The following is a 25923-nucleotide window of genomic DNA, read 5'->3' on the forward strand; positions in this document are numbered from 1 at the left end:
GTATTCTATTGGTGGCCTGCATTTTTGCAATGTCTTGCCAGAATGAGCAAAAGGAAACAGAAGCACCTGTGACCAACTCAGAACCAGAAATAAGAGGAGTTTGGAGTAAAGAAAAAGCCAAAGAATGGGGCGAAAAAACAGGTTGGTTAAGAGGGGCAAATTTTCAACCAAGTTCTGCCATTAACCAGTTAGAAATGTGGCAAGCAGAAACCTTCGACCCAGAGACGATGGATCGCGAATTGGGTTATGCAGAAGAAATAGGTTTTAATGCCATGAGAGTTTATTTACACCACTTGGCTTGGGAAGTAGACAGCGAAGGATTTAAAGACAGAATGGAACAATACCTCACCATTGCAGATAAGCATGGCATTAGAACCATCTTTGTCATTTTTGATGATGTTTGGAATGAAAACTATGCGATTGGCAAACAACCAGACCCAAAACCGGGAGTACATAATTCTGGTTGGGTACAAGATCCGGGTGCGCTTATTTTCGAAGATTCTACCTTAATGGTGAGGTTGGAAGAGTATGTAAAAGACATTGTAACCACCTTTAAAGATGACGATAGAGTAGTATTTTGGGATTTATACAACGAGCCGGGTAACACTGGTTTAGGTGATAAATCTATGCCTTTGCTTCAAAATACTTTTAAGTGGGCAAAAGAAGTTAATCCATCTCAACCACTTTCTGCAGGTGTGTGGAATCTTGATCTTAAAAACCTCAACGCTTATCAAGTAGAAAATTCAGACATCATCACTTACCACAACTATGGCGATAAAGCAGATCACCAAAAATGGATTGATATGCTAAAAGTACACGACAGACCAATGGTTTGTACAGAATATATGGCACGTACACGTAATTCTAAATTTACGAACATTATGCCTTTGTTAAAAGATAACCAAATTGGAGCCATTAACTGGGGTTTAGTTTCAGGTAAAACCAACACCATTTATGCTTGGGATACACCTGTACCAGATGGGAGTGAGCCAGAAGTTTGGTTCCACGATGTTTTTAGACAAGATGGTTCTGCTTACAGCAATGAAGAAATCGAGTTGATCAAATCATTGACTTCAGAAAGCAATTAATGCTTAAATTAATGATCTGTTAGATCATTTTTTAAATAAGGTTTTATGAAGAATACACTAAAAATTTTACTGTTTCTATATTCATTTTCGATGTCTGTTGTGCTCGCTCAGCAAGATGAAAGTCAGGCTACGCGAGATGCAGTTAAAAACAGGTATCCGCTTGTACAAAAACCTTATTTAGAATTAGCCTTAGGTTCAATTAAAGCCAGAGGATGGTTAAAAGAACAGCTCATCAGGCAAAAAGACGGTATGACTGGTCAGCTTGATGAGCTATATCCACTGGTAATGGGAGAAAGAAATGGCTGGCTTGGTGGCGATGGCGATCAGTGGGAGAGAGGGCCCTACTGGATAGATGGATTGTTGCCTTTGGCATATATTTTAGATGATGAAGAATTAAAAGCCAAGGTAAAACCGTGGGTAGAGTGGAGTTTAAATAACCAACGCGAAGATGGATACTTTGGGCCAAAAGTAGTGGCAGTGCCTTACGATTACGAAGAAGGTATCCAAAGAGATAATATTGAAGACTGGTGGCCAAAAATGGTAATGCTTAAAGTTTTACAACAGCATTATTCTGTAACGGGAGATAAAAGAGTAATTGATTTAATGACAAATTACTTCAAATTTCAATTGGAAAATCTTCCATCAACACCATTAGGTCACTGGACATTTTGGGGAAACCGCAGAGGAGGAGATAACCTAATGATGGTGCACTGGTTGTATAATATTACCGGTGATGAGTTTTTACTAGAACTAGGAGAACTCATCCATCAACAAACATTCGATTGGAAATCAATTTTCACAGAGCAAGACCATCTTTCGAGAAAAGGAAGTTTGCATTGTGTAAATGTGGCGCAAGGTATAAAAGAACCGATTGTTTACTATCAGCAAAGCAAAGATTCAAGATACATTGATGCAGTAGAAGAAGGCTTTAAAAAGTTGATGAAGTACAACGGTCAGCCACATGGATTGTATGGTGGAGATGAATGGCTACATGGCACAGACCCCACGCAAGGTTCGGAGTTTTGCTCGGCGGTTGAAATGATGTATTCATTAGAAACTATGTTGACGATTACAGGCAAGCTCGATTTTGCTGAACGTCTCGAAAGAATTGCTTTTAATGCTTTACCTACACAAGCGACAGATAACTATATGGAGCGTCAGTATTTTCAGCAGAGTAATCAGGTGGCAATTACCAGAACTGCAAGAAACTTTATCAATCCGAATGAGGGAACTTCAGGCTGTTTTGGATTGCTCACAGGGTATCCTTGTTGCACTGCGAATATGCATCAGGGTTGGCCAAAGTTTACACAAAACTTATGGTACAAAACTGCCAATGATGGTATCGCGGCTATTGTTTATGCTCCGAGTGAAGTAACAACTACTGTTAGTGAAGGCACTACAGTTACTTGGGTAGAAGAAACCAATTATCCATTCGAAGAAAGCATTCACTTTGAATTGACTGAATGTAGCCAAATAAATGCAGCATTTCCATTTCATTTAAGAATTCCGACTTGGTGTAAAGAAGCCACTGTTTTAGTGAATGGCAAAAAGTTCGATACGGTTAGAGGTGGTAAAGAACTCATCATCAAAAGAGATTGGAATAAAGGCGATAAAGTGGAATTGAAACTGCCAATGGAAATTAGTACTTCTACTTGGCACGAGAATGCGCAAGTTGTTGAGCGTGGCCCATTGGTGTATGCTTTAAAGGTGGAAGAGAAATGGGAAAAGGTAGATTTTAAAGAGGAAGCAACGCGCTATGGCGATTACTACCACGAAGTAACACCTAAAAGTGCTTGGAACTATGGCATTTTAAAAGAAGGAGACAAACCTGTTACGCAGCATATGAAAGTGGTGAAAGGCAAAAAAGTAGCAGAATATCCTTGGAATATGGAAAATGCACCAATAAGTATCAAAGTGAAAGCCAAGAAAATTCCTTATTGGGAAATGTATAATGATGCAGCAGGACCATTAATGTTTAGTCCTGTACCAGATGTAAAAACCGAAGTGGAAGAAGTAACACTCATTCCATATGGTTGTACAACATTGAGAATAACCGAATTTCCAACTGTTTATTAAAAAGATTAATTAATGAGGGCAAATAGCTTCAGTACAAAGAGCAAATCATTTTACTATTATTTATTAATGGTATATTTCTTACCATGTTTTGCTTGTTTTAGTCAATCAGAATCGAGCAGTACTTTTACTAACCCGATTCTTCAAGATGGAGCAGATCCCTACGCTTACTATCATACAGATAATTACTATTATTACATGGCTACCAGAGGAAACCGAATTGACCTTTGGAAAACCAAATCACTAACTACACTGGCAGAAGCCAGTCCAATTACTGTCTGGAAAGCACCGGCTAGTGGTAAGAATAGCTGTTGCATCTGGGCACCTGAGATTCATTTTATAGATGGTAAATGGTATATTTATTATACCGCTTCAGATAAAGATAATGAAGGCGACCACTCAAGATATGTTTTTGTATTAGAAAATGCATCGCCAGACCCAACTCTAGGTGAGTGGATAGACAAAGGGAAGATTAACACCAAATACAGTGGAATAGATGGCTCCTTGTTTAGCTACAAAGGCAAAAGGTATTTCTTATACTCTCCCTACATCGGCAACCATAGCGATATTGCCATTGCCGAAATGAAAAACCCTTGGACATTAAAAGGAGAAGAAACAATACTGGCATCACCCGAATTCGACTGGGAAAAAACAGATGACAGAAGCATTTTAGAAGGCCCCATGTTTTTAGAAGGACCAAAAGACAAAGTATTTATAGTTTACTCAGGTGGTGCCTGTTGGGACGACAACTATTCATTAGGAATGCTAGTAGCATCCAAAAAAGGAAATTTTTTAAAAGCTAGCACTTGGAAGAAATCCCCCGAACCAGTTTTATCCATGTCAGAAGAGAATCAAGTTTATGGTCCGGGTCATCATGGTTTTGCCAAATCACCAGATGGCACAGAAACTTGGGTAATTTATCATGCAAAAGACAAACCCGGATTAGGTTGTGCCCAAAGAAGTTCAAGAATGCAAGTAATCAATTGGGATATAAAAGGGATGCCTGTTTTTGGTAAACCTGTAAATATAAACGACCCAATTAAAAAACCTTCAGGAGAATAATACATAGATAGGAATACAAAATACTATCATCTTCCCAGATTGATAATGAATTGAAAAGCAGTTTTAATTGATAGTTTTTTTAATTCATCGTCATATTTTGATACAGTAGTTAAGGAAGCTGCCATTTGGTGGCTTTTTTACTTTTCAAAAACCACTCTTTAACAAAGCATACTACAAACATTTAATTTCTCAATATTCATTGGATTGTATTCAATCAGCTATAGAGCGCTGCCATGCTTATATCAAGCATAAAGAAATATGGGTGAGTTAAAAAAATGCGCTATAAACTAAAAAAATTGAATAGTAACCTGCTGTAATTCATATAAAATAACCCCCTGCATCATCTATCATTAGAGAGACTTGCTATAGTTTTGGTAGAATAAAATTCCATGAAAATAAGAATTGATTACATATAAATTTTGGTTAATAAAATTATAGCAGAATAATAATACAGTCTTAAAAAAATGCTACATGAATGATAAAAAATGAATAAACAATTTTTAGAAATTCATTTATGTTCGCATACACTCATTAACTAAAATAAAAAGAAATGAAAATGAAATTACTACTTTGTAAAAGAGTATTGGGTATTCCAATATTTCTTCTCTCCTTTTTTGTCACATCTCAACTTTACGCACAAGATATTGTTAAAGGTACAGTAGCCTCAAGTGAAGGAGGCGAATTGCTACCGGGCGTAAGTGTATTAGTTAAAGGTACTACTGTTGGTTCAGTAACAGATTTAAATGGTAATTATTCGGTTAGGGCCAATCAGGGTGATGTATTACAGTTTAGTTATATAGGTTTTGAAACTCAGGAAATAGAAGTTGGTAATGCAACTACTATAGATGTTCAACTTCTTCCAGATTTAGAAGAATTAGAAGAAGTAATTGTAGTAGGTTATGGTACAGTGAAAAAGACAGATATTACAGGTTCTGTTTCTAGTATAGAGTCTAAAGATATTGCAAAGGTCGGTTCTACAAGTGCAGTACAAGCAGTGCAAGGTAAATTGGCAGGTGTAAACATAAGCCAAAGTTCTGGTCGTGCTGGTTCTGGCTTCTCCATTCAGATTCGTGGCCAAAACTCCTTAAGTGCAAAAGACCCATTATATGTAGTAGATGGTGTTGTTACAGATGGTATCGATTTCCTTAACCCGCAGGATATTGAAAGAATAGATGTTTTGAAAGATGCTTCTTCAACTGCGATTTATGGTTCTAGAGGTACCAATGGTGTTGTAATCGTAACTACTAAAGGCGGTAACGGTGTAAAAGAAGGAAAAGCTACTATTTCTTATGATGGATACTATGGTGTAAGACAAATAGCACGTATGCCAGACTTTATGAACGGTGACGAATGGTGGGAGTTTAGACAAAATGCCTACATCACTGGTTTATTACAATCAGGAGATACCGATTACGATGAAACAATCGGTGGTATAGCAAACAGTGATCTTTTAGCACAAAGAGTAGCCAACAAAGATTATACAGATTGGATAGATTTAGTAACGAGAACTGGTACACAGCAAAATCACTTTCTATCAGTTGCTGGTAACAATGGAAGAATGTCTTATGTAATCGGAGCTGGTTATCAGGAAGAAAAAGGTAACTTGGCAAAAGAAGAGTACAGAAGATATAACTTTAAAGGTAATATAAACCATAAAATTAGTGATAAATGGACTGCGGGGATGAACATCAACCTTTCATTATCAGAAAGAGAATTAGGTAGCAACACTGCTATTACCAATGCTTTCCGTATGTCTCCACTAGTTTCTCCTTATGACAGTACTGGTGCATTGTTAATTCAGCCTGCAAAATATGCTGGTATCTCTTTTACAAGTTCTGTAAACCCATTGGTAGATATTGAAGATGGATCTGACAATACTAGAAATATCTACGGTGTAGGTAACTTATATTTACAGTTCTCACCAATCAAAGGAATTGATTTGAAATCTACTTTCTCTCCAAGTTTCAAGTCTAATAGAAGAGGTCGCTATTGGGGTTCTATGACAGATAAGAGAAAATTTGAAGATCCAGCAGCTAACCTTCAAAACGGATTAGATTTACAATATACTTGGGATAACCAAATTACCGCAACTAAAAACCTAAACGATCACAGTTTAACTGTAATGGGTGTACAAAGTTTCTATTATACCCAATACGAAGGTAATGAGATTGATGTAACTGATCTTCCATTTAATTCTTCCTATTACAATTTAGGTACAGCAGCCAATATACAAACTGTAGCAAGTAGTTTTAGCAAAACAACTTTAATGTCTTATGCTTTTAGAGTAAACTACGGTTGGAAAGATAAATACTTGGTTACATTATCAAACAGATGGGATGGTTCTTCAGTACTTTCAGAAGGTTACAAGTGGGCTTCATTCCCATCAGCAGCGGTGGCTTGGAGAATTTCAGAAGAGCCTTTCTTGGCTACATCTAATGTAATTTCAGAATTGAAACTGAGAGTAAGTTATGGATTTACTGGTAATAACAATGTAAATGCATATTCAACACAAGCATTGGCTAGTGGAACTACCTACTACGATTTTGGTGGTACTTTAGCAAAAGGTTCTTCTTTAAGTGGTATAGCTAATAGAAGTCTTTCTTGGGAAAGAACAGGTGAATTAAACTTCGGTTTCGATTACGACATTCTTGCTGGTAGAATTATGGGTTCAGTAGATGTTTATAACAGACTTTCTAAAGATCTTTTAATAGGAAGAGAGCTACCAATTGAAACTGGTTGGGGGTCTGTAACAGATAACGTAGGTTCTGTAAGAAACAAAGGTGTTGAATTAATGCTAAGAACTATCAATATTTCTACACCTAACTTTAGCTGGGAAACCTCATTTAACTTTACTAAAAACACCAATGAGATTGTAGAGCTTTTCGATAAAAAAGAAGACTTAGTGGGTAACAAATGGTTTATTGGTGAGAATGTAAATGTAAACTACACTTATGTGTTCGATGGTATCTGGCAAGAAAGTGAAGCAGACTTAGCAGAAGAATATGGACAGTCTCCAGGCCAAGCTAAAGTAAAAGATATCGACAATAATGGTTTAATAGATGGTGACGACCGCCAGATTATCGGTACTCCAGACCCAAGTTGGATGGGTGGTATTAGCACTACAGTAAGATACAAAAACTTTGATGTATCAGCTACCTTATTCACCAAGCAAGATGTGCAAGTTTTTAGTGGATTCCATAACGAATTTACTAACCTAGACGATAGAGGTAGAGCTAAATTAAATGTAAATTACTACATGCCAGAAAATTTAGTTACTCCAACTAGAGCTTCAAACGAATATCCACAACCTAAAAATATGGGTCCTTACTGGAGAGGTGAGACTGGAGTTGGTGCATATAAAGATGCATCATTTACAAAAATCCAGAATATTTTAGTTGGTTATACACTTCCTAATACTGCTTTAGACAAACTTCATCTAAAGAGTATGAGAGTTTACATGAACATATTAAATCCTTTTGTCTTCACAGATTATGATGGCTTTGACCCAGAATATGCAGGAGCAAGCTTTGGTAATGGTGGTAACAGCTCTGTAGTATATCAGTTTGGTACAAACATCAAATTTTAATAGGTGATAACAGTGAAATGGATTAAATATTAAAAAACAAGAAAATGAAAAAACTAATAATATTAACCGGAATACTTTTACTCACATTCTCAAGCTGCCAGGATTATCTGGAAGAGGAAAATCCTGGAAACATTGTAGCGTCTGAATTTTATTCAACAGCTTCAGGATACGAAAGTTTAGTAAACAGTGTATATGGTTCGCTTAGAACAGTTTACACAGGAGATGGTGATAGAGCTTATATGTTTTGTGCTGGTACAGATATGTATGTTGAAGGTCGTAACGATCAGCCAGAAGGGTTAAGTGAATACAGAAATTTAATTGCGAGCGATGGTATAGTTCAAAACTTTTATTCTGATTTGTACAGTGCTATTCAGTCTTGTAATACTGCGATTTATTATAATGATAAAACCGAAGATGCAACTACTTTAGAAGCTAGATTAGGTGAAGTTAAGTTCTTACGTGGTTTTTACTATTTCTTAATGGTTCAAACTTACGGCGGAGTAAGCATTGTTGATGAGTTTATTGAAGAAGCAGTAACAGAATTTAATAGAAACACGGCGGCTGAGGTATACGATTTTATTCTACAAGATATGACAGAGGCTTTGGATTTAGTTCCAGAATCTTCAACTGAATTTGGTAGAGTAGACAAAAGAGTAATTCGTCACTTTTTATCAAAAGTTTATCTTACAAGAGGTTATGAGACTTTTGGAGAATCTAGCGATTTTTCAAATGCAGCAAGTTTTGCAGAAGCAGCTATTGAAGGTCAGGGTTTAAATCTTAGCTTCGATGAGTTATTCTGGCCTGGTAATGAGGAAAACGAAGAGATTCTTTTCTCTATCCAATTTGACGAAGCTTCTATCGAAGATGCTACAGACGATGGTAACACACAAAACTATTATTTCGGTCCATATCTTGGTGGTGAAGGTGCACTTTACGGATATCCTTATCGCTCATACACACTTTGCCCAACTATGTATTTATTTGATGCATTTACAGAAAATGATGCAAGATTCGAAGGAACTTTTATGGTAGAATATTTTGAGAGATACTACGACTACTACGATAAAAATGATGAGTTAGCAGAGCTAAATGTACAATACTATTATGCGCCTGAGTGGGCATTGTCAGATACTACAGCATGGAGAGCTGCAAATCCTGCAACTAGAACAGATGCAGTAATTGTTCCTTACTCTATAGAGTGGCAAGCATCTAACCAAACAACTTTTGATGGTGGTACACCAATCGTAAAGAAGTTTGATGATCCTACAGCAAGTTTCTCTGGTAGTGGTAGTAGCAATAGAGATTTCTTCTTGGCTCGATTAGGTGAAACTTACCTTATTGCAGCAGAAGCGTATTTACAACTTGGCCAAGCAGATAAAGCTGCTGAGATGATAAACGTAGTGAGAACAAGAGCAGCAGTAGAAGGTGAAGAAGCAGCTATGCAAATTTCAGGAGCAGATGTAGACCTCGACTTTATCTTAGACGAAAGAGCAAGAGAGTTGGTTGGTGAGTATCACCGTTGGTTCGATTTGAAACGTACAGGCAAATTAGTAGAGAGAACTGAGCTTTATAATAGAGATGTTAAAGTATACTTTACTCAAGGTGTAAATCCATTTCAAGGAACAGATGGTGAATTAAAAACACTAAGACCTATTCCTCAATCTGCATTAGATTTAAACGAAGCAGAATACGCTCAAAACCCAGGATATTAATTAAGATGTAACAGCAAGCAATTGGTATAAAAGCTAATTGCTTGCATAATTAAAATTATAAAACAGACGATAAACGCTCCAAATGAAAGTAATCTGGTTGTTGGTGTTTTTTTTAAAGTTTAGCTGCAACACACCAGTTGTTAGTCCCCCGGAAAAAGCGATTGCATTTCCCGGAGCAGAAGGTTATGGCAAATATGCATCTGGAGGTAGAGGCGGAAAAGTATGGATAGTTACCAACCTAAATGATTCAGGTCCAGGAAGTTTTAGAGAAGCCATTCAAGCTAAAGGAGCGCGTATTATTACTTTTGCAATTTCTGGCAATATTCAATTAAAATCTAGACTAGAAATTAAAAACAGCGATCTCACCATTACAGGTCAAACTGCTCCTGGCGATGGAATTTGCATTAGAGATTATCCGATGGTAATTAAAGCTAACAATGTAATTATTAGATACATGCGCTTTCGATTAGGCGATGTTTCTAAAATTGAAGATGATGCTTTTAAGGCCAACAAAGTAAATAATGTAATTGTAGATCACTGTTCGGTAAGTTGGTCTACAGACGAATGTGCTTCTTTTTACGACAATACCAACTTCACTATGCAATGGAGTATTATTTCAGAAAGCTTAAATAAATCTGTGCATAGTAAAGGAGAACATGGTTATGGTGGTATTTGGGGTGGTATGCAAGCAACTTTTCACCACAATTTATTGGCTCATCATAAAAGTAGAAATCCAAGGTTTCAAGGAGCTCGCTACCATAAAAAGCCAGAAGCTGAGCTGGCAGATTTTAGAAACAATGTAATCTATAATTGGAAATCTAACAGCTCTTATGGAGGTGAAGAGGGAAATTATAATCTGGTAAACAATTACTATAAATCTGGGCCAGCCACCAAAAAATCGGTGAGTAAAAGAATTCTAAATCCATTTGAACCCTATGGTAATTTTTATCTGAAAGGGAATTTTATGGAGAATTATCCAAATGTAAGTGCCAATAACTGGGAAGGTGTAGATTGTGAAGAGCCAACAAAGGCAAAAGTTACAACCGAATTTAATACCATTGATATTGATTTTCAGTCTGCAAAAGAAGCTTACAAGCTTGTACTTGCATACAGTGGTTGTTCTTTAAATAGAGATGATATTGATAAGCGAATAATTGAAGAAGTAACAAATGGCACTGCTCATTATGGTGAGCTTAAAGATGGCATTATTAATTCGCAGGAAGAAGTAGGTGCTTGGCCTAAACTCACTTCTCAACCAGCTCAATTAGATACCGATCATGATGGCATGCCAGACAACTGGGAAAAAGTAAACGGACTAAACAAAAGTGATGCGTCTGATGCATCGCTATATACACTTAGTGAAAATTACACCAATGTAGAAGAGTATTTAAATAGTATTGTAAATCCTATTCCCTAAATAAAAGGGGATTAAAAATATTGCAAATATATGCTGTTACCACACAAAAAATTCAGAATTACGATACTTGTTTTGCTTGTAACGCTGCCAATGTTATGGGTATTTACAGGATTCAAGAATGAAGTAATTCGTGAAATACCTAAAGACAAAAAATGGTCTGAACGGATGGCTCTTTCCATTATGATGAGAAACCCGAGTCCGCTACAATTGGATTTTAGAGAGACTCCTAAATGGGAATACACTCAGGGATTGGTTTTAAAATCAATTGAAAAACTGAGCAATGTTACCAAAGACAAAAGCTATCAGCAATATGTGGAGAAGTATGCAGACGAAATGATAGATGCTAAAGGCGAAATTGCTACTTACAATATCACCGATTTTAATATCGACAGAATAAACCCGGGCAGAATTCTCTTTAAAGTTTATAATGAAACAAAAGAAGAGAAATATAAAATTGCTATAGAAACATTAAGAGAGCAATTAAAATGGCAACCCAGAACCAAAGAAGGAGGTTTTTGGCATAAACTCAGATATCCATGGCAAATGTGGTTAGATGGACTTTATATGGGCTCTCCTTTTTATGCAGAGTATGCCAAAATAAACAATGAAACCGAAGCTTTCGACGATATTGCTAAGCAATTTATTCTGATTGAAAAATACACCAGAGATGAAAAAACTGGTTTGTTATACCACGGTTGGGATGAGAGCCACCTACAAGACTGGTCTAACGACAAAACAGGAAAATCTTTAAATTTTTGGGGCAGAGCAATGGGTTGGTATGCAATGGCTTTGGTAGATGTATTAGATTATTTTCCGGCAGATCATCCTCAAAGAGCAGAGTTAATCACTATATTAAATAGAACTATTGAAGCAGTAGAAAAATATCAAGACAGTGAAAGTGGTGTGTGGTATCAGGTATTAGACCAAGGAGATAAAAAAGGCAATTATTTAGAAGCATCAGGCTCTTGTATGTTTGTATATGCCATTGCTAAAGGAGTTAACAAAGGATACTTAGATAAAAAGTATATAAAAGTTGCAGAAAAAGGTTACGAAGGAGTTTTAAACGAATTTGTAGAAGTAAATGAAGACAATGGCGAAGTACATATTCATAATGTTTGTGCGGTAGCAGGTTTAGGTGGAGATGGAAACAGAAGCGGCACATACGAATACTATGTAAATGAACCAAAAAGAAGCAACGACCCTAAAGCGACAGGTCCATTTATTCAAGCAAGTTTAGAATTAAATAAATAAGTTAATAGAGTTATAGCAACATGCTTGATATTTTAAGTGTGTTGCTTTTTAAATCTTTGATATGAATCGTTCTACATTTAATATATTCTGTTGCATCATCTGCCTTGGTGTATTTGCATGTAACAAAGCTAATTATCCTAAAGAAGAGGAGCCTGACAACTGGAAACAGTTAGAAGCCATTCTTGACGAAATTAAGGTTCCAGAATTTCCAGATAAAACCTATTTGGTTACAGATTTTGGAGCTGTGGCAGATGGAACCATAGACTGTACCGAAGCCATTAATACTGCGATTACAAAATGTAGTGAAGAAGGAGGAGGAAAAGTAGTTGTACCTGCTGGTAAATATTTTTCAGGAGCCATTCATCTCAAAAGTAATGTAAACCTCCATTTAGAAAAAGATGCTACCATCTTATTTTCTACAGACCCGAAAGCGTATATGCCAGTAGTTTACACTCGCTGGGAGGGTGTTGAACTGATGAATTATTCTTCTTTGGTTTATGCCTACGAAGCCGAAAACATCGCTGTTACTGGAGAAGGCACATTAGACGGACAAGCAACTGCCGACAATTGGTGGAAATGGAAAGGTAGAAAAGATTATGGTTATGTTGAAGGTGAACCGAGCCAACTTTCTGCCGGAAATAAAGATAAATTGATGGCATTGGGTAAAGAAGGAGTTCCTGTAGAAGATAGAGTTTTTGGCGATGGTTTTTATTTGAGACCTCAATTTGTGCAGCCTTATAAGTGCAAGAATGTTTTAATTGAAGGAATAAAAATACAAAACTCACCAATGTGGGTGTTAAATCCGGTATTGTGTACCAATGTAACTATAAAAGGAGTAACTGTAGAGAGCCAAGGACCTAATTCAGATGGTTGTGATCCAGAGTCTTGTAAGAATGTACTTATTAAAAATTGCTTCTTTAACACAGGTGATGATTGTATCGCTATAAAATCTGGAAGAAATGAAGATGGTAGAAGAGTAAATGTGGCTAGTGAAAATATTATCATTCAAAATTGCCAAATGGCAAATGGGCATGGTGGTGTGGTAATTGGTAGTGAGGCATCTGGTGGAGTAAAAAATGTATTTGCCGAAAACTGTAAAATGGACAGTCCTGAGTTAGATCGTGTTTTGAGAATAAAGACTTCGTCTAAAAGAGGAGGAGTTATTGAAAACATCTTTATGAGAAACGTAGAAGTTGGGCAAGTAAAAGAGCAAGTCGTAAGAGTAAACATGTTTTACGAAGATCCGGGAGAATATATGCCAACAGTGAGAAACATAGAAGTTAAAAACCTCACTGTAAAACACGGTGGTAAAATTGGTGTATTAGCAGAAGCTTATAAAGAGTCGCCAATAGAAAATATAAGGCTGGTAGATTGTACAATTGATGATGTAAAGGTGCCTTACAAACTCTCAAATGTAGAAGGTTTAAAGTTCGAAAATGTAAAAATTAATGGCGAAACACTTCCAGAAGTTGTGGAGTAAAAGAGATTCATAAATTTTTTTATAGGTTAAGGTTGTTACGTGAAATCCCCTTATTTGGCTCAAATTCGCCGATTAGGGGTTTTTTATGGGTCAAAAACTGATTTTCGGGCAAAAAAAATTTAAGAAAAATATTTAGCGAAATTTCGCTAAAAGAAAAATTACGCTATATTTGCATCAAGTTACAATTTAAAATATACTATAATGATTAGTGCAGCAGCCAAAACCTACGCAACACCAGAGCAAATGAAGATTACAGGTAAGTTTAAAAATGAATTTGCCGATGTTTTGACGGAAGAAGCTTGCAGTTTTTTACTATCACTACATCTGCGTTTCAATGATAAGCGCAAAGACTTGCTGAGACTCAGAGAACTGAGACAAACTGATCTGGATAATGGTAAGATGCCTGGCTTCCTTCCAGAAACAAAAAGTATTAGGGAAGGAGACTGGACAGTCGCCCCAATTCCAGAAGACTTGCAAGATCGAAGAGTCGAAATTACAGGTCCAGTTGATCGCAAAATGGTAATCAATGCTTTAAATTCTGGAGCAAAGATTTTTATGGCAGACTTTGAAGACAGCAATTCGCCATCTTGGTTAAACAACATTCAAGGTCAAATCAATTTGAGAGATGCTATTAGAAAAGAGATTTCTTATGTGCATCCGAAAACGGGAAAATCTTATGAGTTAAACGAAGAAGTCGCTGTATTAATGGTTCGCCCAAGAGGTTGGCATTTACCAGAAAAGCACATACTAATACATGGCGAACCCATGAGTGCCGGACTCGTAGATTTTGGATTGTATTTTTTCCATAATGCGAAATATTTATTGGCTAATGGCAGTGGCCCGTATTTCTATTTGCCAAAAATGGAAAGCCACAAAGAAGCCAGATTATGGAATGAGGTTTTTGTATATGTACAAAAGGAATTGGGCATTCCTCAAAAATCAATAAAAGCAACTGTATTAATTGAGACCATTTTGGCAAGTTTCGAACTCAATGAGATTTTGTATGAATTGAAAGATCATTCGGCAGGATTGAACTGTGGCAGGTGGGATTATATTTTCTCATATATCAAACGCTTCCGAAATAAGCCGGGCTTTGTTTTGCCAGATCGCGCCCAAGTGGGTATGACGGTTCCATTTATGAAAGCCTACTCTCAATTGGTAATTAAAACTTGCCACAAAAGAGAAGTGCATGCAATGGGAGGTATGGCTGCTCAAATTCCGATAAAGAATGATGAAGAAGCTAACCAAAAAGCCATTGAGAAAGTACGCAACGATAAAATTCGCGAAGCCAGAGATGGTCACGATGGTACTTGGGTTGCACACCCCGGTTTAGTGCCAGTAGCTATGGCAGTTTTTGATGAATATATGCCAAATCGAAATCAGATTGATAAGAAGCGCGAAGATGTGCAAGTGAGCGAAGCAGATTTGGTTACACCAGCAAAAGGCACCATTACAGAAAATGGTTTGAGAACCAACATCAATGTAGGCATTCTCTATATTGAAAGTTGGCTAAGAGGAAATGGTGCTGCGGCAATCTATCATCTAATGGAAGATGCTGCTACTGCTGAAATCTCCCGAACTCAAATCTGGCAATGGATTAAAAATCAGGCTACTTTAGAAGATGGCAGACAAATCACCCGAGACTTGTACGAATCTTTAAAAGTAGAAGAGCTCGAAAAGATTAAAGCTTATGTGGGAGAAGATATCTATGAGAATGGACACTTCTCCAAGGCAACAGATCTTTTTGATAAGTTAGTGTTAAATGAGGAGTTCGAAGAATTTCTTACACTACCAGCTTATTACCTGATTGACTAAAATTCTGATTTAGAAAACCAATTCATTTAAAGCAAAATCAATTGTATACGAAAGTATACCTGATACTTTATTGCCTTTTAAATAGAAATACACTTTAAATAATCACTTAGCTGCAGCATGTGATTCTCTAATGCTTTTATCTTTTGGTAAAAGATACTGATCAACTTTTGCCATGTTTTAAAAATCACCTTAGTCCTTATTCTTTTATCAATTAATTATTTTGAATATCATGGAAAAGAACACCAATATTATGGATTTGAAAACTTCTTGGGAGAACAATCCACGCTGGGAAGGTATCACCAGACCTTATACTGCTAAAGAAGTAATTAGTTTAAGAGGAACTGTGCATATCGAACATTCACTTGCCAGATTGGGGGCCGAAAAACTTTGGAAACGCCTCAAAAGTCAAGATTTTGTTGCAGGTCTTGGTGCACTTACTGGCAATCAGGCAGTACAAGAAGTTACAGCTGGCTTACAAGCAATTTACTTAAGTGGCTGGCAGGTAGCAGCAGATGCAAACCTTTCTGGCGAAATGTATCCAGATCAGTCTTTGTATCCTGCCAATTCTGTACCTATGGTAGTTAAAAGAATTAATAATGCATTAATGCGAAGAGATCAGATTAATGCATTAAACGGAGACAACAGCATCGACTGGATGGTACCGATAGTTGCAGATGCAGAAGCTGGTTTTGGTGGAAATCTAAATGCTTTCGAATTGATGAAGGGGATGATAGAAGCAGGTGCAGCAGGTGTTCATTTTGAGGATCAATTGTCTTCTGCGAAAAAATGTGGCCATTTAGGTGGAAAGGTTTTAGTACCTACACAAGAAGCCATTAATAAATTAGTAGCAGCCAGATTAGCAACAGACGTTTGTGATGTGCCTACATTAATTATTGCCAGAACAGATGCGGATGCAGCTACATTAATTACTTCTGATGTAGACGATAGAGATCATAAATTTATTACTGGACAAAGAAGTTCTGAAGGTTTCTATTTCGTGAAAAACGGCATAGATCAAGGCATTGACAGAGGCTTGGCTTATGCACCTTATTCAGACTTATTGTGGATGGAAACATCTAATCCAGATATTGGCTATGCGCGTGAGTTTGCTCAAGCAATCCACGAGAAGTTTCCGGGTAAGATGTTGGCTTATAACTGCTCTCCATCTTTCAATTGGGCTGCTCATTTGAGCATAAAAGAGATGGAAACATTTAGAGAAGAGTTGGCTGAGTTAGGCTATAAATTCCAGTTTATTACACTGGCAGGTTTCCATGCTTTAAATACTTCTATGTTCGAGTTATCATTAGCTTACAAGCAAAGAGGTATGGCAGGTTATTCTGAACTTCAAGAGAGAGAATTTGCTTTGCAGTCTAGTGGTTTCAAAGCAGTTAAACATCAGACATTTGTTGGTACTGGTTATTTCGATGCAGTACAAAATATAGTACAACAAGGCTCTAGTTCTACTACTGCTATGGAAGGTAGTACAGAAACTGCGCAGTTTGTACATTAAAAAAAATCACAATTTTATATGAAGATACAGACATTTGTTTGTATCTTCATATCAAGTAAATATGAAGATAAATAAATAATTAGATTTAATGAATCCATTTTTACGTGTATTCACCAGCTTTATAAAAGCAGAACACGACTATCATTATCAACAACTAGAGAAAGGCTCTATTTTTAGAGCCCAATCATACTGCCCACATCAACAGTATGATGAATGTACCCCGTTAAGCATATCTAAGTTTTTAATCAAAAGCTATTTTAGTACCAATGCCAGCATTTCTGGCGTTATTAATACAAGGCATACATCTCGGTGGTGTGGTATCAATCACACTTTGGCTTATGTAATGTACAAGAGATTGAGATTCATTACGAGCCGACATTTTTATCTCAAAAGTAATCTTATTGGCAACAGTATAATAGCGGGTTCAGGTTAGCCCTTTATCTGTCTATTTATTGTAAAAGATTACTAACAGTTGGTTTATCCAAATTGCTGTTATAGTGAAATAATTATGTCTACTTGTTAAACAGAAATTTAATTTCTGAACCTGGTAAATCTATGGCATTTGTAAAAAACTCTTTTACCTTAAAATGATACGCTTATTCCTTATTTCATTTACAATTTGTTTATTTTTTAGTTTTAATAAATTGCAGGCTCAAGGATCAGACATTTATGGTTCTGGTTTAAAGATCAATCTCAACGATGAAGGATCTAAATATGTAAGATTCTTGGTATGGAGCCAATTTTGGCTCAAAGTAACAGATAATAATCCGGGCACGATTGTAAATAATACTCCAGAAAACACTAGTACAGATATTGGTATCCGTCGTTCTCGTTTTTTAACCTATGCACAAATTGCTCCTAGGTTTATTATTCTTTCTCACTGGGGTATTAATAACCAATCTTATATAAATGGTGGAGTTCCCGGAGGCTCGTCTTCTTACGGTGGATATGGTCCCGGCAAAAAGCCACACTTGTTTTTACACGATGCCTATGTAGAATATACAGTAATTTCTAAAAAACTGTATATAGGTTCAGGTTTGCATTATTGGAATGGCCTTTCTCGATTATCTCAAGGAAGTACCCTATCTTTTTTAACAATAGATGCTCCTATATTTAATTGGCCATTGATAGAAACTACAGATCAGTTTGGTAGACAAATCGGTATGTATGCAAAAGGTGATTTAGGTAAAGTTGAATATCACTTGGCATTAAATAAGCCCTTTTCTTCTAATAGTATTGCCAGTAGTTTAGATATGATAAATTATGGAGCAATAGCTCCTTCTGGTGATGGTGTGGCTGTAAATGCAGCTAATAATAGTTGGGCTTTGCAAGGTTATGCTGCCTATCAGTTTTGGGATAAAGAATCGAACCTATTACCATTTAGAGTAGGTACTTATTTAGGAACAAAAAAAGTATTAAATATAGGGGCTGGTTTTCATTATCACCCAAGTGCAACGGCAAGTTCGATACTTGGTGCAGAAAGCGAACTGGTTGACATAGAAAACCACAACATCAATCTATTTAGTGCAGATATTTTCTGTGATACACCAATAGGAGAAAATGGATCAGCCATTACACTTTATGGAGTGTATTATAATTATGATTTTGGCCCCGATTATTTGAGAAATGTAGGTATTCTAAATATCGCACAAACCGGTGGTAACACGCAACCTACAATAGGAACAGGCGAGATATTTTATGCACAGGCTGGATATGCTTTACCAAAAATGAATAAAGGTATGCGTTTACAGCCATTTGGAGCTTACACCTATAAAAATTTTGAAGCCCTTAATAGTTCATCAGGACAGTTTGATTTAGGAATGAACCTATTTTTGGAAGGTCATCATTCTAAAATCACTTTACAATATTCAACCAGACCAGTATACAATGCCGATGGTAACAGAAATGATGATGATCCAACTAAAGATCAGCTTACCTTACAGGCTACAGTATACCTGTAAAATGCCAAAAATTAACTATCTTAATCTTTCATCAATTAAATAATATGAATATGGAAAAAGAACAGCGTAAGCGCTATTGGAAAAAAAATGTTTCTTACCTCACCATACTACTTGTTGTATGGTTTCTGGCCTCTTACGGTCTGGGAATTTTATTTGCCGAACCAGTTAATACTATCAAATTTGGAGGAGCTAAACTTGGGTTTTGGTTTGCTCAACAAGGGTCGATTTATGTATTTGTGTTGTTGATTTTTGTCTATGTAATTCTGATGAACAGACTCGATAGAGAGTTTGATGTAGATGAAGTTTAATGGACGACTTTAATAAACAAACTATACACAATATTAAAACCCCCTAAAGAATTTAAAATGGACGTACAAATTTGGACCTATATAATTGTTGGGATCACCTTTGCGCTTTACATAGGCATAGCTGTCTGGTCGAGGGCTTCTTCAACAAACGATTTTTATGTGGCAGGCGGAGGTGTGCCACCTGTAGCTAATGGTATGGCTACTGCTGCCGACTGGATGTCTGCGGCTTCATTTATCTCTATGGCTGGTATTATCTCATTTATGGGATACGATGGCTCTGTTTACCTTATGGGTTGGACTGGCGGATATGTTTTGCTAGCCTTGTTGCTTGCTCCCTATCTAAGAAAGTTTGGCAAGTTTACCGTGCCTGATTTTATTGGAGACAGATACTATTCTAATGTGGCTCGTACTGTAGCCGTAGTTTGTGCCATCTTCGTTTCTTTTACCTATGTAGCTGGTCAGATGCGTGGAGTTGGCGTTGTATTTTCTCGCTTTTTAGAAGTACAAGTAGAGTGGGGAGTAGTAATAGGGATGATAATCGTATTTTTCTATGCAGTATTAGGTGGAATGAAAGGCATTACCTATACACAAGTAGCTCAGTTTTGTGTTTTGATTTTTGCTTACATGGTTCCTGCTATCTTTATTGCAATTCAATTAACAGATACACCTATTCCTCAATTGGGTTTTATAGGTACTTTAGATGATGGAACCTTCCTTTTAGATAAATTGGATGGCTTGCACGAAGAACTAGGCTTTGCTTCCTATACATCAGGTTCTAAACCAATTATTGATGTATTCTGTATTACCGCAGCTTTAATGATTGGTACAGCAGGTCTACCACACGTAATCGTTCGCTTTTTTACAGTTCCAAGAGTAAAAGATGCTCGTATCTCTGCTGGTTATGCATTAATTTTTATCACTGTACTTTACACTACAGCTCCTGCAATTGCAGCTTTTGCACGTACAAATTTAATTGAAACAGTAAGTAATAAAGAGTATACTTCCATGCCAGAGTGGTTTACCAAATGGGAAGACACTGGCTTAATCGCTTTTGATGATAAAAACAACGATGGCGTAATTCAGTATGTAGGAGATGCCAACCAAAACGAACTTATAATAGACCGAGACATTATGGTTTTGGCAAATCCAGAAATTGCACAATTGCCAAGTTGGGTAATTGCTTTGGTAGCTGCAGGTGGTTTGGCGGCGGCGCTTTCAACAGCGGCGGGTTTGCTATTGGTAATTTCAACATCGGTTTCTCACGACCTTATAAAAATGCAGATAGCACCAGATATTACAGAAGGTAAAGAATTGATGTGGGCTAGAATAGGTGCTGGTGTAGCAGTTTTAATTGCCGGATATTTTGGTATCAATCCTCCGGGTTTTGTAGCTCAAGTAGTTGCATTTGCATTTGGTTTGGCGGCAGCATCTTTCTTCCCGGCTATTGTATTGGGTATTTTCTACAAAAGGATGAATAAAGAAGGTGCTATAGCAGGAATGGTTGTCGGCTTGGTATTTACATTAGCCTATATCGTTTATTTCAAATTTATTAATAATGCTCCGGAAGCAGCAGATAGCTGGTTTTTAGGCATATCGCCTGAGGGTATTGGCACAGTAGGAATGGTAGTTAATTTTATAGTTTCCATTGTAGTTTCTTCTCTAACTCCACCACCTCCATTCGAAGTGCAGGAAATGGTAGAAGAAATTCGCTATCCGAGAGGAGCATCTAAAGAGGTTATTCACCATTAATAATTAATTATCAAGTAATTTTTTCTGAACATAATACTTTTAAAGAGATTGCTATAAGGCGATCTCTTTTTTTTAATCAACCCTATAAAAAAAATTTATAGTACTATTCTCAATTTGAGGTATAATAAAGAATAGATGCAATTTAAAATTTTTATATTTACAATAGACGTAGGCTATCTTAAATACTAGTAAATATGAACTTGCATCAATTAGAATACATCATAGCCGTTGATCAATTAAAAAATTTCAACAAGGCTGCAGGAGCTTGTTTGGTTACACAAGCAACCCTTAGTGCCATGGTTAAAAAACTCGAAGAAGAACTAGAAGTTATTATCTTCGATAGAAAGACCAAACCTGTAATTACCACAGACTATGGCAAGCAAATAATTGCAGAAGCTCGAAAAGCAATTTATCATGCTAATCGCTTAAAAGAGATCTCATGCACACTTAATAACAAAGTGGAAGGTAAGGTAAAAATTGGCATTATCTCTAATGTGGCTAATTCTTTATTGCCACATATCTTAAAAGAACTGCTCGACAATTACCCATTACTAGAATTAGATTTTATAGAATGCTCAGAAGAACAAGCTGTGCGAAAACTAAAATCTGGAGGTATTGATATGGCAATTCTTACAACGCCGGGTAATATCGATGATCTAGAAGAAATTACACTATACAGTGAGGCGCTTCTGATTTATGGCAATCTGGATGAAAAGAAAAATTATGTTTTTCCGAAGAATATGAAAAACTTTAATTTTTGGGTTTTGGAAGAAGGAAATTGTTCGCAAGACCAGAGCGTAGAAGTTTGCAGACTGGAAAAGAACTCCACTCTTTATAAAAACCTTAAGTTCGAAGCGCATTCATTCGAAACCTTAATGAATCTGGCAGATAAATTTGGAGGTCTTACGCTTGTACCCGAATTATACTATAAGTCTTTATCGACAGAAAGGAAAAACAAGGTGAGAAGTTTTCAAACACCAGTGCCAGTAAGAGAGATTAAGCTGTTGTATTATCGACCTTATGCCAAGTTAGGTTATATTGATACTTTGGCTAAAGACATTACAAACATTGTAAACTCTAAGTTAGAGTTTGATATTTTCACCTGTAAAAAGAATGATTTTTTTAAAGTGAGAATTTAGTTTTTTCAGCATCATTATTTCCAAGAGCATAACACTATAGTAAAGTAGTTTGGATATTTTTAGTGAAATTGAAGCATTGGAAACTATGTAAATATGAAGAAGAAACTAATAGCACTTATTTGGGTATTTATACCTTTATCATTATTCGCACAAGAAAAAATCGATAGAAAATCTGTAGTTAGCAGGCACAATGTTAAAATAACAGAAGTAGATACACTTAATTCACTCTCTTTAGGAAATGGCCGGTTTGCCATGACGATGGATGTAACCGGTTTACAAACTTTTCCAGAGTATTACCACAAAGGAGTTCCTTTAGGAACCATGTCTGAATGGGGCTGGCATAGCTTTCCAACTGATAAAGAATATAGTATTGAGCAAACGATGAAGCCAGTAGCTTCGCATGGTAGAGAAATTCCATACGCTAGACAGTGGCCATCGGGTACACGAGAATGGGAAGCTGCCAATTACCTCAGACAAAATCCACACAGAATACATTTAGCAACTTTAGGTTGGCAAATTAAAAAATCAGATGGAAGTCTTATCGAAGTAAAGGATATTAAAAACATCGATCAAACACTGAATTTATGGAATGGGGAACTGATAAGTAAATTTGAAATTGAGGGAGTTCCAGTAGAAGTAATTTCTTTTGTAAGCCAAACAAAGGATGAGTTAGGGGTAAAAGTTTCTAGTAAATTGATTTCAGAAGGAAGGTTGGCACTTACAATCAATTATCCATTTCCAACAAATCAGTTTTTAGATGAGGCTGTCTATTTTGATGAGGAAGAAGCTAAACGATTAAAGCTTACAAAATCAGGTAAGCAAAAGTTTACAATTGAAAGAAATTTAGATACTACAGAGTATTTCACAAATTATACCTCCTCTCTAAATCTCAAATCGGTAGAAAGTACCGACAAAGGATATCTGATAAAACCAGAGAGAAGTAAAGATACTTGGAGTTTTATCACCTCATTTTCTCCAAAAAACAATCAACCAAGTAATATTGGTTTTGAGAAAGTCCAAAACGAAGAACACAAAGCGTTTAATCAGTTTTGGAACAGTGGCGGAATGATAGATTTGGGTGAAACTAAAGATGCTCGGGCTAAAGAAATTGAGCGAAGAATGATTCTTTCTCTTTACCTCACTAAGATAAATTGTGGTGGTAGTTCACCACCTCAGGAAACAGGGCTCAATTCAAATTCATGGTATGGGAAACCACACATGGAAATGGCTTGGTGGCATGGAGTTCATTTTGCTTTATGGGGTAGACCTGAGATTTTAGAAAAACAGATGGAATGGTATTTTAGAAGTTTTGAAGGAGCAAAAGCCATAGCTAAAAGGCAGGGTTTCGAAGGTGTTCGTTGGCAAAAAATGACAGATAATAATGGTGGTGAAACTGCATCTTCTGTTGGTTCTTATCTCTTGTGGCAGCAACCGCATATTATTTACTTTTCAGAATTAATTTACAGGGTAAAGTCGAATGAGCAGACTTTAAAGAAATATGCAGAACTGGTAGAAGAGACAGCCAACTTTATGGCTGATTTTGCTTGGTACGATCCTGATTTAAAAAGGTATATTTTAGGTGTAGGAGTAATTCCTGCGCAAGAAAGATTTGATCCTGTAGAGACATTTAATCCGACTTATGAGTTGGCATATTGGCGATGGGCTTTGGAAACAGCGCAAAAATGGAGAGAAAGACAAGGATTAAAGCGAAATGAAAAATGGGATAAAGTGCTCAAAGAATTATCTCCATTACCACAAAAAGATGGTTTGTATTTGGCAACTGAAAGTGCTAAAGATTCTTACACCACCACCAAATTTATGACCGACCACCCAAGTGTGCTAGGCACTTATGGAATGTTACCTTACACCAAAGGTTTAGACAAAGAGGTAATGAAAAACACCTTTAATAAAATCTGGGACGACTGGGAATGGCACGACACATGGGGTTGGGATTTTCCCATGACAGCGATGACAGCTACGCGACTTGGTTACCCTGAAAAAGCAGTTGATGCATTGCTGATGCCAATTACTACAAATACCTATTTGAAAAATGGGCAAAATTACCAGACAGATCGATTACGATTATACTTGCCGGGTAATGGAGGAGTACTTATTGCTTTAGCCATGATGGCTGCTGGTACAGATGAAACAACGAAACCTCATCCTGGCTTTCCAGATGATTGGAAGATGAAATTTGAAGGATTAACAAAGATGCCTTGAGACTTGTAGAATTTTAAAGGTTCACAATGCATATTTGCATTGTGAACGATTTAAAGTTTTATTCTACATTACAGATTGGTTCATTCCATACCAATCATTGCGAAGATTTTTTAATTAATGAAGACTTAAGCAGGAAAACAAAACTGATTGCGGTAATGGATGGTTGCACCATGGGTACCGAATCAGTTTTTGCTTCGATATTAATTGGTAAGCTTCTTAGAAAAATAGCAAAAGATAAGTTTTACAGAGATTTTATAGATACTAAGCAACCTTCGCTAAAAGACGATTTAAAAGATATTCTATCTCAGCTATTCATTGAGCTTAGAGAAATAAGAAACAAACTACTATTAGATACCTCCGAGCTACTCTCTACACTAGTAATAGGCTTGATTGATGGTGATACCTTTCATGCAGAGTTTCTTGTTGTGGGCGATGGCTTAATTTATAAGGATGGTCAAGCATTTGAGTTTGAACAAAATGACATGCCAGATTATTTGGCTTATCATTTATCTGAGCAATTTGATGATTGGTATTCCTCTCAAAAACAAATTATTTCATTTAGTGATTTTAAAGATATATCTATTTGTACAGATGGCATATTTACCTTCAAACCAATTAAAAAAAACCAATATGTTAGAGATGAACAAGAAGTATTAGACTTTCTATTGAAAGATACCGTATATGAAGATCAAAACAATTTACTCGATAGAAAGATTAGAATACTTAAAGACCAATGTTTACACGAAAATACCGATGATCTAGCAATTATCAGAATTAGAAAAAAAGAATAACAATAACTCTAATCGATTGCGTTTGATGGGAATATTTTAAAAGATGTTCCTATATACTTTTACTAGCTATTACACACTTTTTAACATGATCAAATGAAAAACCTTTTAGCTTTTTTGATGTTTCTATGTCTTTCTTCATTTGCATATTCGCAAAAGGCACAGATGCAATTAGGTACACAAATCCCTTTAAATTACTCGGCAGGATTAGAGTTTTTTGCTACCAAGAACTTGTCTTTAAATATGCAGGTAGGTTATTTAACCAAGCCCTATGATGAGGTAATTTTAGAAATTCTAAAAAATATCGGTACCGAAGAAGCCATTATTTACACAATTGGCAACTCAGATCCACATGGTATAATCTTTCAGCCAACGGTTAAGTTTCATTTGGGGTCTATATATGCAGGATTAACATATTCTTATTATAAATTAAAAGCTAATGATGTCCCTACAGATGCTATTGAATATTATTATGATGTAAATATTCCGAACAGATACGATAGAATCTTAAATCTTGAATCTAATTTACACAATGCAGGTTTATTGATAGGCAAAGAAATCACCTTTGGGCAAAATGATAAGTCGGGATTAAAATTTGAATTAAGCATTCAAAAAACTTTTGACTCTTCTAGTAATTTATATGCAAACGAAAGTATAGACTTAAGCAGAATTAATACTTTGGTTACAGAAGAGCTCAATCATTATTATGTTGATTATGGTTATCTGCCATCATTCAACATATTTTACTTTTATAATTTTTAGTG

The 25923-nt window shown here is 36.3% G+C and carries 18 protein-coding genes; all 18 read left to right on the plus strand.

Translation table 11 applies throughout. The features are described from left to right. The first annotated feature begins 29 nt into the window (after nucleotides 1-29). The 18 genes from OQ292_RS27840 to OQ292_RS27925 all read left to right on the plus strand — a co-directional run bounded on the left by OQ292_RS27840 (nucleotide 30) and on the right by OQ292_RS27925 (nucleotide 25921). Nucleotides 30-1088 carry a cellulase family glycosylhydrolase gene (locus tag OQ292_RS27840; RefSeq protein ID WP_284687570.1) on the plus strand — a complete coding sequence of 353 codons (1059 nt, stop codon included), beginning with the start codon at nucleotides 30-32 and terminating at the stop codon, nucleotides 1086-1088. Between the two features lie 45 nt (nucleotides 1089-1133). After that, nucleotides 1134-3164: a beta-L-arabinofuranosidase domain-containing protein gene (locus OQ292_RS27845; RefSeq protein ID WP_431733792.1), complete on the plus strand. Its 2031-nt coding sequence runs from the start codon at nucleotides 1134-1136 to the stop codon at nucleotides 3162-3164. Nucleotides 3165-3176: 12 nt separating this feature from the next. Next, nucleotides 3177-4223 carry a glycoside hydrolase family 43 protein gene (locus OQ292_RS27850; protein ID WP_284687565.1) on the plus strand — a complete coding sequence of 349 codons (1047 nt, stop codon included), beginning with the start codon at nucleotides 3177-3179 and terminating at the stop codon, nucleotides 4221-4223. A gap of 556 nt (nucleotides 4224-4779) precedes the next feature. Next, nucleotides 4780-7809 carry a SusC/RagA family TonB-linked outer membrane protein gene (locus OQ292_RS27855; protein WP_284687566.1) on the plus strand — a complete coding sequence of 1010 codons (3030 nt, stop codon included), beginning with the start codon at nucleotides 4780-4782 and terminating at the stop codon, nucleotides 7807-7809. A 44-nt stretch (nucleotides 7810-7853) separates the two neighbouring features. Then, nucleotides 7854-9521 carry a RagB/SusD family nutrient uptake outer membrane protein gene (locus OQ292_RS27860; RefSeq protein WP_284687567.1) on the plus strand — a complete coding sequence of 556 codons (1668 nt, stop codon included), beginning with the start codon at nucleotides 7854-7856 and terminating at the stop codon, nucleotides 9519-9521. A gap of 82 nt (nucleotides 9522-9603) precedes the next feature. After that, nucleotides 9604-10938 (plus strand): pectate lyase family protein, encoded by a 1335-nt coding sequence (locus tag OQ292_RS27865; RefSeq protein ID WP_284687568.1) that lies wholly within the window; start codon nucleotides 9604-9606, stop codon nucleotides 10936-10938. A gap of 30 nt (nucleotides 10939-10968) precedes the next feature. After that, the gene (locus OQ292_RS27870; RefSeq protein ID WP_284687369.1) at nucleotides 10969-12189 is read left to right on the plus strand and encodes a glycoside hydrolase family 88/105 protein; all 1221 of its coding nucleotides are present in this window, start codon (nucleotides 10969-10971) and stop codon (nucleotides 12187-12189) included. 61 nt (nucleotides 12190-12250) lie between these two features. Beyond that, the gene (locus tag OQ292_RS27875; RefSeq protein WP_284687370.1) at nucleotides 12251-13669 is read left to right on the plus strand and encodes a glycoside hydrolase family 28 protein; all 1419 of its coding nucleotides are present in this window, start codon (nucleotides 12251-12253) and stop codon (nucleotides 13667-13669) included. A gap of 201 nt (nucleotides 13670-13870) precedes the next feature. Continuing rightward, nucleotides 13871-15484 carry a malate synthase A gene (gene aceB / locus OQ292_RS27880; RefSeq protein WP_284687371.1) on the plus strand — a complete coding sequence of 538 codons (1614 nt, stop codon included), beginning with the start codon at nucleotides 13871-13873 and terminating at the stop codon, nucleotides 15482-15484. A 229-nt stretch (nucleotides 15485-15713) separates the two neighbouring features. After that, entirely contained in the window at nucleotides 15714-16994 is a 1281-nt protein-coding gene (gene aceA, locus OQ292_RS27885; protein ID WP_284687372.1) for an isocitrate lyase, read from the plus strand. Nucleotides 16995-17082: 88 nt separating this feature from the next. Next, nucleotides 17083-17427, plus strand: coding sequence for a hypothetical protein (locus tag OQ292_RS27890; RefSeq protein WP_284687373.1), 345 nt, complete (start codon nucleotides 17083-17085; stop codon nucleotides 17425-17427). 211 nt (nucleotides 17428-17638) lie between these two features. After that, nucleotides 17639-18955, plus strand: coding sequence for a porin (locus tag OQ292_RS27895; protein WP_284687374.1), 1317 nt, complete (start codon nucleotides 17639-17641; stop codon nucleotides 18953-18955). 50 nt (nucleotides 18956-19005) lie between these two features. Then, complete coding sequence (locus OQ292_RS27900) at nucleotides 19006-19263, plus strand: DUF4212 domain-containing protein (RefSeq protein ID WP_284687375.1); 258 nt, start codon at nucleotides 19006-19008, stop codon at nucleotides 19261-19263. A gap of 57 nt (nucleotides 19264-19320) precedes the next feature. Beyond that, entirely contained in the window at nucleotides 19321-21012 is a 1692-nt protein-coding gene (locus tag OQ292_RS27905) for a sodium:solute symporter family protein (RefSeq protein ID WP_284687376.1), read from the plus strand. Nucleotides 21013-21206: 194 nt separating this feature from the next. After that, nucleotides 21207-22151 carry a LysR substrate-binding domain-containing protein gene (locus tag OQ292_RS27910; protein WP_284687377.1) on the plus strand — a complete coding sequence of 315 codons (945 nt, stop codon included), beginning with the start codon at nucleotides 21207-21209 and terminating at the stop codon, nucleotides 22149-22151. Nucleotides 22152-22244: 93 nt separating this feature from the next. Further along, nucleotides 22245-24371, plus strand: a complete 2127-nt coding sequence (locus tag OQ292_RS27915; RefSeq protein WP_284687378.1) for a hypothetical protein — start codon at nucleotides 22245-22247, stop codon at nucleotides 24369-24371. Nucleotides 24372-24397: 26 nt separating this feature from the next. After that, nucleotides 24398-25162, plus strand: coding sequence for a protein phosphatase 2C domain-containing protein (locus OQ292_RS27920; RefSeq protein WP_284687379.1), 765 nt, complete (start codon nucleotides 24398-24400; stop codon nucleotides 25160-25162). Nucleotides 25163-25255: 93 nt separating this feature from the next. Beyond that, complete coding sequence (locus tag OQ292_RS27925; protein ID WP_284687380.1) at nucleotides 25256-25921, plus strand: hypothetical protein; 666 nt, start codon at nucleotides 25256-25258, stop codon at nucleotides 25919-25921. The last annotated feature ends 2 nt before the right edge of the window (nucleotides 25922-25923 follow it).

Origin of the sequence: Chondrinema litorale (genome assembly GCF_026250525.1) — a bacterium.
Taxonomy (GTDB): domain Bacteria; phylum Bacteroidota; class Bacteroidia; order Cytophagales; family Flammeovirgaceae; genus Chondrinema; species Chondrinema litorale.

Bases quoted from the DNA above. Each gene is read 5' to 3' on its own strand.
- OQ292_RS27840 (WP_284687570.1), top strand. From the start codon at position 30: ATGTCTTGCCAGAATGAGCAAAAGGAAACAGAAGCACCTGTGACCAAC.
- OQ292_RS27845 (WP_431733792.1), top strand. From the start codon at position 1,134: ATGAAGAATACACTAAAAATTTTACTGTTTCTATATTCATTTTCGATG.
- OQ292_RS27850 (WP_284687565.1), top strand. From the start codon at position 3,177: ATGAGGGCAAATAGCTTCAGTACAAAGAGCAAATCATTTTACTATTAT.
- OQ292_RS27855 (WP_284687566.1), top strand. From the start codon at position 4,780: ATGAAATTACTACTTTGTAAAAGAGTATTGGGTATTCCAATATTTCTT.
- OQ292_RS27860 (WP_284687567.1), top strand. From the start codon at position 7,854: ATGAAAAAACTAATAATATTAACCGGAATACTTTTACTCACATTCTCA.
- OQ292_RS27865 (WP_284687568.1), top strand. From the start codon at position 9,604: ATGAAAGTAATCTGGTTGTTGGTGTTTTTTTTAAAGTTTAGCTGCAAC.
- OQ292_RS27870 (WP_284687369.1), top strand. From the start codon at position 10,969: ATGCTGTTACCACACAAAAAATTCAGAATTACGATACTTGTTTTGCTT.
- OQ292_RS27875 (WP_284687370.1), top strand. From the start codon at position 12,251: ATGAATCGTTCTACATTTAATATATTCTGTTGCATCATCTGCCTTGGT.
- aceB (WP_284687371.1), top strand. From the start codon at position 13,871: ATGATTAGTGCAGCAGCCAAAACCTACGCAACACCAGAGCAAATGAAG.
- aceA (WP_284687372.1), top strand. From the start codon at position 15,714: ATGGAAAAGAACACCAATATTATGGATTTGAAAACTTCTTGGGAGAAC.
- OQ292_RS27890 (WP_284687373.1), top strand. From the start codon at position 17,083: ATGAATCCATTTTTACGTGTATTCACCAGCTTTATAAAAGCAGAACAC.
- OQ292_RS27900 (WP_284687375.1), top strand. From the start codon at position 19,006: ATGGAAAAAGAACAGCGTAAGCGCTATTGGAAAAAAAATGTTTCTTAC.
- OQ292_RS27905 (WP_284687376.1), top strand. From the start codon at position 19,321: ATGGACGTACAAATTTGGACCTATATAATTGTTGGGATCACCTTTGCG.
- OQ292_RS27910 (WP_284687377.1), top strand. From the start codon at position 21,207: ATGAACTTGCATCAATTAGAATACATCATAGCCGTTGATCAATTAAAA.
- OQ292_RS27915 (WP_284687378.1), top strand. From the start codon at position 22,245: ATGAAGAAGAAACTAATAGCACTTATTTGGGTATTTATACCTTTATCA.
- OQ292_RS27920 (WP_284687379.1), top strand. From the start codon at position 24,398: ATGCATATTTGCATTGTGAACGATTTAAAGTTTTATTCTACATTACAG.
- OQ292_RS27925 (WP_284687380.1), top strand. From the start codon at position 25,256: ATGAAAAACCTTTTAGCTTTTTTGATGTTTCTATGTCTTTCTTCATTT.